The following is a 10,634-nucleotide window of genomic DNA, read 5'->3' on the forward strand; positions in this document are numbered from 1 at the left end:
TCTGGTGGTGCACACGAGAGAATGCCATGAGCAAGCTGACTGATTTGGAAATTCGCAACTGGATCAAGGCCGGGGAACACTTCGAGCAACGCGGCGACGGCGAGGGGCTGTATCTGTGCTTTCCGCTGCGCTTCGCCGTCCCGGTGTGGAAGTTGCGCTATCGCTTTGCTGGCTGCGCTCGCATCGTCACCCTGGGCAGCTACGGCCATCTGTCCCTGGCCGACGCCAGAAAGACCGCCAAGGAAATGCGGGCACGGGTGACGCTTGGCTATGACGTGGCCGAAGAGAAGCAGGAGCGCAAGCGGGTTGCCGTGGCCAAGATCGAGGCCCGCAAAGCGGAAGTCACCATGGCGGTTCTCGCTGATGATTATTTCTCGGCGCAGATCCTTGGCCGCTGGAAATACCCCAACATCGTGCGTAGCAGAATCGAGAACGACATCAAGCCGGCTATCGGCAAGCTGGCTATCGGCGAGATCCGGCCGACGCACATCGACGCCATGCTGAAAGCCATCGTCAAGCGCGGGGCGCCAACGATGGCCAACGATGTGCTTCGCTGGGTCAAGCGAATGTTCGACTACGCCATCAAACGGGAAATGATCAACGCCAATCCTGCAACGGCATTCGACGTGTCGGACGCTGGCGGAAAAGAAGAGTCCCGCGACCGCTGGCTGACCAGTGGCGAGTTGTCAGCCTTGTTCGCTGCCATGAAAACCGCAAAAGGCTGGAATATCCAAAATGGCCTCACGGTGAAGCTGTTGCTTATCCTGGCGGTTCGCAAGGGAGAACTGATACAGGCCAAAGTAGACGAGTTCGACCTTGAAGCGGGAGTATGGTATCTGCCGGCAGATCGGACTAAAACGGACGTAGCCATCGATATTCCACTTCCTCGGCAAGCTGTCGTTTATCTCCGTGAGCTTGTCCGCCTTGGTTGTGGTTCTGCCTGGCTGCTCCCCGCGCGCAAGATGCAAGAGCGCATGGTGCCGCATATCGACCTCAATACGGTCACTGCGGCGATGGCAAAGCATATCAAGCCGTTGATGACAGAGGCGGATAACTTCACCATCCATGACTTCCGGCGCACGGCACGCACGCACCTGGCCGCCATGGGTGTTGCACCGTACATTGCCGAGCGCTGCCTTAATCACGCCATCAAGGGCGTTGAAGGGATCTATAACCGCCATGACTTCTTTGACGAGCGCAAGGACGCCTTGCAGAAGTGGGCAGATTTGCTTGACGAGATCGAGCGCGGCGAAGATAAGAAAGTGGTTCCCATCAGACGGCCGAAAGTGTCGGCAAAGGCTGGATGAAAGACGCCAATATTCCCGGATGGCATGGCCAATATATCTATATGGAATATTTGTAATTGTCGTCTACCAATTCAATTAATGCCTTGCCTGTCGCGCCTCATTCATCCCTACCCTGATTTTTTTGTGGGACAATTGGGACACTTGCAAAAAAGAGGCTTAATGCCTTGATGTTTAAGCGTTTTAGCTGTCCCAAAGGTTTGGGACACTTGCCTTTTTTGCTGGGACACCTTGGGACACTTTGTCCCGTTTTGCGCTGTCCCGGTAGGGATTTGGGACACTTCGCAATTTCAACCGTTTTGGCGACCAGTCCTGAGGGGGATCCCGGACGGTGATCGACCACGGGCTGAACCCGGCGCCGCTGCCTACTTTGGACAACCGAGGCACCTGGCCTTCATCGGGTTGGCCCTCGTGCTCGCTGTCGGCCGCGACCAGGCCGGCCGGAAGTCCCGGACGGTGATCGACCACTGGCTGAACCCGGTACCGCTGCCGACTTGGGACAACCGAGGCACCCAGCCTGCATCGGGTTGGCCCCACTGCCCGACGCCGGCGCCGTCGTCGCCTCGTGGCAGGCTCGCCGATCGAGAAGATGACAACCCGGAAGAACTGGCGGCGATCGAGCACCCCAGCAGGCAACCCGAGATCCTGACCAGACCACAGCAACCCCGATCGGCCGCCAGTGCGCTGCCTCATCTTCGACCTGGCACCGCTTGCCGGCGATCGTCGCCAAGAACCGCCCGACGCTGGCGCCGTCGTCGCCTCGTGGCAGGCTCGCCGATCGAGAAGACGACAACCCGGAAGAACTGGCGGTGATCGAGCGTCCCAGCAGGTAACCCCACACACTGACCAGACCGCGGCAAGCCCGATCGGCCGCCAGTACGCTGCCTCATCTTCGACCTGGCGCCACTTGCCGGTGATCGCCACCGAGAACTGCCCGACGCTGGCACCGCTGGCGACTTGTGGCAGTCTTCAGCGATCGAGAAGACGACAACCCGGAAGAACTGGCGACGAGCTGCACGCGCTTGACCTGAGCAACGCCAGTTTGCCGACGATCAAGGCCAGATCGCCGACGCCTCCAGCGGAAAGCGCTGCCTGCCGGCAACCCGAGGCCCCGACCAGGCCACGGTAAGCCCGATCGGCCGCCAGTGCGCTGCCTCGTCTTCGACCTGGCACCGCTTGCCGGCGATCGCCACCAAGCACTGCCCGACGCTGGCGCCGTTGTCGCCTCGTGGCAGGCTTCGGCGATCGCGAAGACGAAGACCCCGACGAACTACCAACGAGCTGCACACCCTTGACCCGAGCAACGCCAGTTTGCCGACGATCAAGGCCAGACTGTCGGCGCCGATGGCGTGAACCGCTGCCTGCCGGCAACCCGAGGCCCCGACCAGACCGCGGTAAGCCCGATCGGCCGCCGGTACGCTGTCTCGTCTTCGACCTGGCACCACTTGCCGGTGATCGCCACCGAGAACTGCCCGACGCTGGCGCCGTCGTCGCCTCGTGGCAGGCTCGCCGATCGAGAAGACGACAACCCGGAAGAACTGGCGGCGATCGAGCGTCCCAGCAGGCAACCCGACACACTGACCAGACCGCGGCAAGCCCGATCGGCCGCCAGTACGCTGCCTCATCTTCGACCTGGCACCGCTTGCCGGCGATCGTCGCCAAGAACCGCCCGACGCTGCCGCCGTCGTCGCCTTGTGGCAGTCTTCACCGATCAAGAAGATGACAACCCGGAAGAACTGGCGGTGATCGAGCGCCCCAGCAGGCAACCCGACACACTGACCAGACCGCGGCAAGCCCGATCGGCCGCCGGTACGCTGTCTCGTCTTCGACCTGGCGCCACTTGCCGGTGATCGCCACCGAGAACTGCCCGATGCTGGCGCCGTTGTTGCCTTGTGGCAGGCTTCACCACCGATCGAGAAGAGGAAAGCCCGGACGAACTGCCCGTGATGGAGAACCGCCCGGCGCTGGCGCCGCTGCCGACTTGGGACAACCGAAGAACCATGCCTGCATCGGGTTGGCCCCACTGCCCGACGCTGGCGCCGTCGTCGCCTTGTGGCAGGCTTCACCGATCGAGAAGACGACGACCCGGAAGAACTGGCGGTGATCGAGCGATCCAGCAGGCAACCCGACACACTGACCAGGCCGCGGCAACCCCGATCGGCGGCCGGTGCGCTGCCTCGTCTTCGACCTGGCACCACTTGCCGGCGATCGCCACCGAGCACCACCCGGCGCTGGCGCCGCTGCCAACTTGGGACAACCGAGGCACCTGGCCTTCATCGGGTTGGCCCTCGTGCGCGCTGTCGGCGCCGACCGGGCCGGCCGGTGGTCCCGGACGGTGATCGAAAGCCGGAACAACCAGGCGCTGCTTACCACATCCGCAGAGTTCTTGCTTGGCCAAACACCGATATTTTTCTGCGTTGCGCCGTTCTGCGATGTAGGGATAATGAAGGCATGTGCGCTGGCGTGGGCCGTCGAGGCGATTTGCTGCGCGAAGATTGCCCTGCTTGCCGGACACCCGGCCGGAAAAGTAGCGCGGCGGATGGTTCCTGAATGGGTGCCAGCCATCGGCGCCGAGTAGTGACTAGAGTTTTGCCCCGGATAGGCCCGCGAACCGAAAAGCGGGACACCTTCACCCGTCTGCCGGGGCACCCCATTGAAGGCGCGCAGAGAAGGAGCGCTGAATCATGGTGGAGATTCCAAAAAGGAGAAGCCACGATGAATTGCGTCACGATGCACAATGCATTCTAAGAAGAAGCTTTTCAGTATGGCCAGATAAATTCTTGCGTGATGAAATCGCAGACTTGATGAGCGGAGGATGGAGCCGCGATAAACTCCAGCAAGAAGAATGTCGAAAATGGCGAAAGATAGCCATAGAAGCAGAAATAAATGGCTGGCTGCTTGTTAGTATAGAAAAGCAGGAGCCAATAACGCGATTGAAAAAAACGGGGGAATTCGCTGAAATTTTTGGCATGCCCGCCAGAGTCGCGATTCCGCGGACAACGCAGCCCGTCGCAAAATGCTACATTTTCCGACAGCCTTGTGCAGACTGGCTTAAGGAGCGCGGCATCAATCCGAGCGAAGAAGTATTGGAATGGCTAAGAATTGGCGGGATTATATTCGGCCAAACGGCAGCGACACAGGCGAACGATTGCCCTGCGGAAGACGAAAAGAAGGCAACTTCTATTTACTCCGATATTCAGGAGGATTGCAGGAAAGTATTTCAAGAGTTATGGAAGATTCGCCCCGATATGACCATTACTGGCGACGGTCCAAATGGATCGGTGCAACAGCCCGAAGTAGCGCGGTTCCTGAATGGCCGCAAAAAAGAGTGGATTATGGAGCAAGCAAGAGAGACCGCGCCTGAGCATAAGAAGAAGGGGGGCCGACCACCAAAGAAACTATAACTATAGGAGAAAACTATAGTTTGCAGAAACGCCCACATATTTTATTTGTTGAATTGCGCCGTTACATTTCACGCCATGCCCTGCGCCATTCCGGCGCCAAGGGCGAAACGTGAAAGACGACAATGGCACAGAGAAGCACCACGACCATGCAAGCGACCGCGCCGGCGCTTGAAAAGGTCCCCGTAGCAGCCCGGCGCGCGGCTATTTCCGTTTCTCAAATTTATCGTGAAATCCGAAATGGGAAAATTGGCCCTCTGGTGAAAGTGGGCGCCCGTTCTTCGGCCGTTCCTGCCGAGTCGGTCGACGCATGGATCGCTGCCCGGATCGCCGAAGCCACGAACAAGAACGGCGGCGAGAAGATCGGCGGTGCAGCATGAACGCTCAGGCCGCTTTGCTCAATCGGTGGCGCAAGGTGCTGGTGTTCAGCATCAGTGCCGATGATTCGTGGTCTTTCTCCCAGCTTCCCGACGCGCGGCAGTTTCCGCTCAGGTTCCCGATTGCGCCGGACCAAACCAGTAGCCAACACAGCGACCGAGAGGAACAGGAGTACGCCGGCTACTCACTCGCCATGATCATGGCGTTTGCTGCCCTCAAGCTCTCCCACTATGAAGGTGATACACCATCTGGCGGTTCGCTGTGCCCCTGCGGCGGCTTCCTTGCGGACATGATTGAAGTTCTGCGCGTTCTTCGTGAACACTACGGCGAGCCCGTTTCATCGTCTTATCTTGCGCCAATTGGGATCGTGCTGGAAATGGCACTGTGTGCACCCATGCGACTGCCGGCGCTGTATTCTCGTCTGGATGCGCTGGATAACGACGCCCTGCACCGGATGGCGATGGATGCGGTTCAAGGCGTCCCCGTGCCGAATATGCTGGCCGATCTACTCGAACCTACCGAGGTGGCGAGATGAGCCGCCAGCAAGGCACCGCTGGCCATGTCATGCGAAACCCATTGACACGGCCATTCAGGCCGGCGCAGAATCAAGGCTCTCTCAGAAAACTAAGCAGCACCCCGGCAAACTTGCTGCGAAGCCGGGATTTTTACGCCCCTCATTCCGCCCGCCGTGCGTCTGCACGCCTGGCCCGGTCAATGGGGGTGTCGGGTATCCGCAAGGACCCGGACGCGCTTAGTTGCGTTGAGAGCACCCCCACCCCTTTTCGGGTGGCTTTCAATCTCAAAAAACTAGGAGCCATCATGGCTATTTCAAACACCCCTGGCGCCGACCTGCGCCAATCTCGCTCGCTGCAAAGTCTCAACCGCTTCACCCCGGCCGGAATCAACGCCCTGGCCGCATCGGCTTTGATCCTGTTCGATGCCGTCAACGCGGGCGCACTGATCGTCAACGACCAGGTTGAACCCGTGCTGGCCACGCGCACGCGCACGCTGTTGGAGCGTCTGTACACGCTTCAGGATGCGCTTTTCGGCAATTCCGACCAGTTGCCGGCTGCCTTGGCGGGTGTCGTTGAATTGGCTGACGGAGAGGTGCGCCGTGGCTAAGACCCTTGCGGATAATCCACTGCCATTCTTTGCCCCTGCGGGTGCTCCGACCGTCTATTTCAGTGTTCGCGAAGGCTTGACGACTGACGAGGCGCTGGAAGGTGCTTCCTTGTTCCTGGCGGGTGCGGGTGATCTGGCTATGGAAGCCATAGGCAACAACGGAACCGTAGAGGGCCAAAAGTGGGCAACCGTCTATCTCGTTGAAATGGCAAAAGCCCTTGTCGACTCGGCGATTCTGGAAATGGACCGGGCGAGACAAGCGCGGGGCGTCATGACCGAAGACGCAGAAGGGGCTGCCCAATGAACCCGCTGCGGATCGACAACAAGCCCGGCGCCGATACTCGACACGTCGTGCGCCACGTGCTGTTTTTCATGGCGGATGCCCTCGAAGCGTTGGCTAACACAGGCACTTTGTCAGAAGCCCGAGCTTTGGGTGCTTCCCACGTCCTGAGCGTGTGCGCCGATGCCCTGAAGGAGACAGAGAAAGACGAGGCGAACCCTGATGGCGGGTAACGACCGGTTCAAGCCAGTGGCCGCTGCGGCGCTGGCTCGCTTCGACGCGGTTATGGATATTCTCGGCCTGGCTGGCGGCAAGAATGCCGGCCGGGAGTATCTGCCGCTGAACCCGAGACGAGACGACCATAAGCCCGGATCGTTTTCGATTCACCGCGACAAAGGCGCGTGGCTGGAAGGCGCCACGGGTGACAAGGGCGGCGACCTGATCAGCCTGGCCGCGTACGTGCGGAGTTGTAGCAACGCAGAGGCTGCCGAGTGGCTTGGCCAGCAATTGGGCGTCGACGTTCCTGCCCGTCAACCTCGCGCCAGACGAGACGAAAAAGCCGTGGGCGATACTCCGGCACCACTGGCGCCGGAAAAGCCGGCCAGCGAGGCGCGCAAGCCAAACGCCGGGGCAGATGACGGTGTGTGTGTCATGCCGATTCCGGACGAGGCGCCGCCCGCGCCGGCGCTGCATCCGAAACACGGCAAGCCGGCCGGCCGTTGGGTCTATGTCGACTTGTCAGGTGCGGTGATGTTTCATCATTGCCGCTTCGAGCCGGCCGGCGAGCGTAAGCAGTTCGCCCCGTTGTCGTTGTGGCGGATGGCGAGCGGGCGCTTGCTGTGGAAGTGGAAAGCCCCGAGCGAACCGCGCCCCTTGCTGGGTCTTGATCGCCTGGCGTCGCTGCCGGCCGCGCCGGTTGTCGTAGTCGAAGGTGAAAAGGCGCACGATGCGGCGGCGCTGTTGCTGCCGGATGTGGCGGTAGTGACCTGGCAGGGCGGCTGCAACGCGGTGGACAAGGCCGACTGGCTGCCCCTGGCGGGCCGTGTGGTGTGGCTGTGGCCGGATGCCGACGAAGCCGGCGCCAAGGCCATGCAGAAGGTAGAAAAACGCCTGCAAGAGAGCGGCGCCACAGAAGTACAGCGGGTGAATCTCGGCGCCTTGGCGATGGTCGCCAGCGACGCGGACGGCAAACCGGAATTGACGCCGGGTGAGCCGCTGGCCGCTGGTGACGACGCGGCTGACCTGATTGACCGAGGGTGGCGAGCGGCGCACTTGGCGCTGCTGATCGACGCCGGCACGCTGCTGTCAGGCGTGACCGGAAAGACGCCGGCGGCGATCGAGGCGGCGCCCGTCGAGAACGACGCCGCTACGGGCAAGGATCATTCACCGCGCCGTGGCTTTCGTCTCGATGAGCGAGGCGTGTGGTTCGTCGACGTGAAGGAGGGCGTCCAGGCTGCACCGCGCTGGATTTCTTCGCCCCTCGATATTCTGGCGAGCGTTCGCGACGAGCATAGCAACGGCTGGGGGCTGTGGGTCGGGTTTGAAGATCCGGACGGGAGGCCGCATCGTGAAATCATTCCTGCTCGCACCTTCAACGGTGAAGGCTTGGAGGCTTCCGCTTTGCTGTTCGATCGCGGGCTGAAAATCGCCCCACGAGGCCGGCCGCTGCTGATCGAGTATCTGCAAACGGCGAACCCGAAGAAGCGCGCCCGAGTGACCAATAGAACCGGCTGGCACGATTCCGACGATGGCGGCGCCTTCGTGCTTCCCGATCGGGCTTTCGGCCGGGGTGGTGAGGAGTGGATTTTTGAGAGCGATTCACCCGACGGCAACACTTACCGTCAGAAGGGATCGCTGGCCGAATGGAAGGAAGGCGTAGCGCGGCGCTGTGTGGGCAATTCCCGGTTGGTGTTCGCGGTATGCATGGCTTTCGCTGCGCCGCTGTTGCACTTGGTTGGCGCCGAGTCTGGCGGTTTTCATCTGCGCAGCCAGTCGAGCGATGGCAAGACGATGGCCCTGCGCGTGGCCGCGAGCGTGTGTGGCAGCGAGCGATACATGCAGCGTTGGCGCGCCACGGCAAATGGTCTTGAGGCGCTGGCCATGCAGTATTGCGACGCGCCCTTGCTGCTCGATGAGTTGGCGCAGTTGGACGCACGAGAGGCGGGCGAGGTGGCCTATATGCTCGCCAATGGTTCCGGCAAGGCGCGCGCCGGCCGAACGGGCGTCATGCGATCCCGGTCTTACTGGCGTTTGATGTTCCTGTCATCCGGCGAGATTGGCCTGGCGCAACATATGGCCGAAGTCGGCAAGCAATCCCGCGCCGGGCAAGAGCTTCGTCTGGCTGAAATTCCGGCCGATGCCGGCAAAGGGCTGGGCTTGTTCGAGAACCTGCATGAGAGCGCCAGTGGCGCCGACTTTGCGAAAGCCATCGACCATGCCACAAGGAAGCACTACGGGAGCGCCTGGGTTGATTGGCTGAAGCGCTTGGTATCTGAGCCAGCAGCGTCGTTTAGCAGTGACGTGCACGGGGGCGTGCGGGCATTCGAGCGGCAATTCCTGACCGATGCCGCCAGCGGGCAAGCGCGGCGGGTGGCTGGCCGCTTTGCCCTCGTCGGCGTGGCCGGCGAGCTGGCCACGCAATGGGGAATGAGCGGATGGAAAGAGGGCGAAGCCATGAAGGGGGTAGGAGCCTGCTTCATGGCCTGGCTGGCCAATCGGGGCGGCGAAGGCAATCACGAAGAACGCGTGATGCTCAGACAGATACGCGAGTTCTTGAGCCGATACGGAGAGTCGGCTTTTACCGATTGGGAGCGCCCGAGCATGACCGACACGCACGCGCCTGTCAGATCGGACCGGGCCGGCTGGCGCAAGCATGACAGCACGACGGATAAAGTGCACTACTTCGTTGCCTACGAAGCGTGGCGTGTACGCGTGTGCAAGGGTCACGATCCCATCGCCATGGCGCGCCTGCTGTTAGCCCATGGTTTTGCCGAGAAAGGAACTGAAGCCAATCGCCCTTGGCTGGTCAGGGCCAGCGTACCAGGCGAAGGTCGCCCGCGTGTGGTGCACATCCTGCCTGAAATCATGGAAGCCGACGATGATTGATTGGGCAGCGATCATGCCGGCGGACGCGGGGCGGCAAGCCGAGGAAGTGCCAGACGTTGCCCAAGTGGAAGAACGAGAGAAGGCGGACAAAGCAGACGAATCCGAAAAAATCGCGGGAGCGGCGGCGGGGCCGCAAAACCTTTGCGCACAGATAAACACTGAAGTCGAGGCGATCTATCCGGCACACCCTGCCGCCGTGCTGCTGGTCATGGCGTGGACTCGATTGAAGCAGGCAAGCACCGATGAGCGGGCAGCGTACCTGCTCGCTCTTGAAGGTATGGCCCCGGCTGACCAGGTCAAGCAGTGGCATGACGTGTGTGTGCGAGAGGGCATTGACCCCTGGCACGTGCTCTACCTGCCGGCGCCGACGTGGGGTGACGACTGCACCACGTGTAGGCACCTGAAGACCAGGCACGAAGCCCTATGCGGTGAGCGGCGCCGCTACCATTGGGCCTGTCAGCACGGCTACCTGATCCTTGAGCATGGCAGAGGAACCGAGCGCATGCACATCGCCCCGCCTGAGTGCCAGAGCTTCGAGCGCTGGTATCCGTCGCAGCAGAGGTGACGACTGTTCAGGCAGCGGCAATTCTGGCGGGTCCTTCCCCGGCTGACTGAACAGCGGGTCAGAAAACCCCGAAAAAAATCAAGTGGATAGGCTTCTAACATACTGAACGAAGGCGCGCTAAACGAATGAAATCATGTTCAAAGCCCGTTTCTGCTGCCGATGGAAGCCTATTCACTTCTGTGCGCTGGCCCCGTTCCAAACCACCAAAGCGCGCTGAGGCCCTGGCAAACCTTGAGACTCTATTACCGTGGGCGGATCTTGAAGCCATCGTTCGGCGCGCCTACTTCAGCGACCAAAGGAAAACGGGCCGGCCGGGATACCCCGCGGCAATGATGCTCCGATGCTTGGTGGTGTGTTGGTTCTGGACCTTGAGCGACGATCGAGCGGAAGCGGTAATTCTCGATAGCTACGCAACAGCAAGATTTGTGGGTACAGACCCATGGAAGCCCAGACCACCTTCGGCAAGTGCGATAAGGGAA

At 61.1% G+C, this 10,634-nt stretch carries 12 protein-coding genes; 11 read left to right on the plus strand and 1 reads right to left on the minus strand.

Annotated features, from left to right (window positions below; genetic code table 11):
• Positions 1 to 26: 26 nt before the first annotated feature.
• On the plus strand, positions 27 to 1,307 hold the full coding sequence (locus ACCAA_RS15000; protein ID WP_186408058.1) for a tyrosine-type recombinase/integrase: 1,281 nt from the start codon (positions 27 to 29) through the stop codon (positions 1,305 to 1,307).
• A gap of 707 nt (positions 1,308 to 2,014) precedes the next feature.
• Positions 2,015 to 2,137: a hypothetical protein gene (locus ACCAA_RS22520; protein WP_281193201.1), complete on the plus strand. Its 123-nt coding sequence runs from the start codon at positions 2,015 to 2,017 to the stop codon at positions 2,135 to 2,137.
• 219 nt (positions 2,138 to 2,356) lie between these two features.
• Here the strand turns inward: ACCAA_RS22520 and ACCAA_RS15005 are convergent, their stop codons facing one another.
• Positions 2,357 to 2,872, minus strand: a complete 516-nt coding sequence (locus ACCAA_RS15005; RefSeq protein ID WP_186408059.1) for a hypothetical protein — start codon at positions 2,870 to 2,872, stop codon at positions 2,357 to 2,359.
• 1,116 nt (positions 2,873 to 3,988) lie between these two features.
• Between ACCAA_RS15005 and ACCAA_RS15010 the strand changes: the two genes are divergently transcribed.
• The 9 genes from ACCAA_RS15010 to ACCAA_RS22745 form a co-directional block, all read left to right on the plus strand.
• The gene (locus ACCAA_RS15010; RefSeq protein WP_186408060.1) at positions 3,989 to 4,708 is read left to right on the plus strand and encodes a hypothetical protein; all 720 of its coding nucleotides are present in this window, start codon (positions 3,989 to 3,991) and stop codon (positions 4,706 to 4,708) included.
• Positions 4,709 to 4,854: 146 nt separating this feature from the next.
• Positions 4,855 to 5,085 (plus strand): helix-turn-helix transcriptional regulator, encoded by a 231-nt coding sequence (locus ACCAA_RS15015; protein ID WP_186408061.1) that lies wholly within the window; start codon positions 4,855 to 4,857, stop codon positions 5,083 to 5,085.
• Positions 5,082 to 5,618: a hypothetical protein gene (locus ACCAA_RS15020; RefSeq protein ID WP_186408062.1), complete on the plus strand. Its 537-nt coding sequence runs from the start codon at positions 5,082 to 5,084 to the stop codon at positions 5,616 to 5,618. Before ACCAA_RS15015 ends, ACCAA_RS15020 begins: the two co-directional genes overlap by 4 nt.
• Entirely contained in the window at positions 5,615 to 6,205 is a 591-nt protein-coding gene (locus ACCAA_RS15025; protein WP_186408063.1) for a hypothetical protein, read from the plus strand. The genes ACCAA_RS15020 and ACCAA_RS15025 overlap by 4 nt, the downstream gene beginning before the upstream one ends.
• Positions 6,198 to 6,509, plus strand: coding sequence for a DUF3077 domain-containing protein (locus ACCAA_RS15030; RefSeq protein ID WP_186408064.1), 312 nt, complete (start codon positions 6,198 to 6,200; stop codon positions 6,507 to 6,509). The genes ACCAA_RS15025 and ACCAA_RS15030 overlap by 8 nt, the downstream gene beginning before the upstream one ends.
• On the plus strand, positions 6,506 to 6,718 hold the full coding sequence (locus ACCAA_RS15035) for a hypothetical protein (RefSeq protein WP_186408065.1): 213 nt from the start codon (positions 6,506 to 6,508) through the stop codon (positions 6,716 to 6,718). Before ACCAA_RS15030 ends, ACCAA_RS15035 begins: the two co-directional genes overlap by 4 nt.
• Positions 6,708 to 9,590: a DUF927 domain-containing protein gene (locus tag ACCAA_RS15040; RefSeq protein ID WP_186408066.1), complete on the plus strand. Its 2,883-nt coding sequence runs from the start codon at positions 6,708 to 6,710 to the stop codon at positions 9,588 to 9,590. The genes ACCAA_RS15035 and ACCAA_RS15040 overlap by 11 nt, the downstream gene beginning before the upstream one ends.
• The gene (locus ACCAA_RS15045; protein ID WP_186408067.1) at positions 9,583 to 10,155 is read left to right on the plus strand and encodes a hypothetical protein; all 573 of its coding nucleotides are present in this window, start codon (positions 9,583 to 9,585) and stop codon (positions 10,153 to 10,155) included. The genes ACCAA_RS15040 and ACCAA_RS15045 overlap by 8 nt, the downstream gene beginning before the upstream one ends.
• A gap of 125 nt (positions 10,156 to 10,280) precedes the next feature.
• Positions 10,281 to 10,634: transposase (locus ACCAA_RS22745; protein WP_186408068.1), on the plus strand; the 354-nt coding region annotated here is incomplete at its 3' end.

The organism is Candidatus Accumulibacter aalborgensis (assembly GCF_900089955.1).
In the GTDB taxonomy this organism is placed as follows: Bacteria; Pseudomonadota; Gammaproteobacteria; order Burkholderiales; family Rhodocyclaceae; genus Accumulibacter; species Accumulibacter aalborgensis.